The sequence below is a fragment of the Mesonia phycicola genome (genome assembly GCF_900141885.1).
Taxonomy (GTDB): domain Bacteria; phylum Bacteroidota; class Bacteroidia; order Flavobacteriales; family Flavobacteriaceae; genus Mesonia; species Mesonia phycicola.
Map to the genome: position 1 here is coordinate 1 of NZ_FQYY01000038.1, position 1,207 is coordinate 1,207.

Annotated in this window: 1 protein-coding gene; it reads right to left on the reverse strand. The window is 25.9% G+C overall.

Annotated features, from left to right (window positions below; translation table 11 throughout):
• Positions 1-86: 86 nt before the first annotated feature.
• The gene (locus BUC03_RS15025; protein ID WP_073153949.1) at positions 87-1,124 is read right to left on the reverse strand and encodes a putative phage abortive infection protein; all 1,038 of its coding nucleotides are present in this window, start codon (positions 1,122-1,124) and stop codon (positions 87-89) included.
• Positions 1,125-1,207 lie beyond the last annotated feature (83 nt).

A 1,207-nucleotide genomic window follows, 5' to 3' on the forward strand; every position in this document is an offset into this window, starting at 1 on the left:
TAAAAAGAGCTAACTTTGACGCTTTTGCGTCTGTGTCCGCAGGACACAACTAAACCTTAGTTGGAATTATACGTTGTTAGCCATAGTTATTTTTTCCAGTCTTGAAACTCAAAAAGAGAATCATTAATTCTACCTTTTTCTTTTTTATATGTACCATTTAAATCAAAAATTTTGTCTAATTTAATTTCTTCTATTAACATATTAGGAAAAACATTATGAATCATCCTATAATCTGTAAAATACTTATTATTAAAATTTTCCCACTGTATACCAAAACCAGAAAACCAATTATAGAAAAGTAAAACTTGTTCTTCATTCGATAATTGCGATCTTAAAATTCTCAAGTAATTTCTTTTTTGTTCATAGTTAAGAATGCTTTGGTTCACTACAAATTTTACTGTTTGAAAAAGTTGTCTATAATAATGTGCTAATTGATTAGAATTTCCATTAAGAAAAGAATTATATAAACTTTCTTTTTGATCAAAAGCAATTGCAAAGATTTTATGTTTACTTATATCACTTTTGGTTATACCATCCCAAAACATTCCATAGGCTTCATTTATTATTTCTTTTAATTCGAGATCTTTAAAATGAATTTTCACTAAATTAAAACAATATTCAAATTCAGTCAGTAAATAAGGGAAGGTTTTAATACCTTCAATTTCGTTTTTTTCATAAGTCGAATTTTCAAAATCATTCAAGTCAATTAATGTATTATGATAAGTCAGATTTTTTACATTTTCTCTGTGTATACTTAACATTTGATAAAATTGATTTTCAAATTGACTTTTTAAAAATTGTTCATTATGAGATTCTAATTCCAATCGAAATTGTTCTTTCTCTCGATTTAATTGAATATCAAACTGTTCTCTTTGATATTGATTTGCTTTATATTGGATATAAAATGCTAAATAAGTAACTAAAACACCTGCTAAAGCTATAAATGGATTCATAATACCACCTAACGTATCTCCAATTTGTCCAGTTCTTGAAAGATCTAAGATTGAAAAACTGGTAAGTAACCAAGGTGATAAAAATGAAATTACTATTAAAGCTATAGCTAGACCTACTAACCAATTAATTATTTTCTTACTTTTTATATCTTTTGATTGACTTTGAATCATTTTTGTTTTTAATTATGGCTAACGGTTTTGTGTAATTTTCCAGCTAAGGGAAGGTTAGGAGTAAAGATAATAAAAAGAGCTAA

What these genes read in the sequence shown, in the direction of transcription:
- BUC03_RS15025 (WP_073153949.1), bottom strand. Translation starts at nt 1,124, where the DNA reads ATGATTCAAAGTCAATCAAAAGATATAAAAAGTAAGAAAATAATTAAT.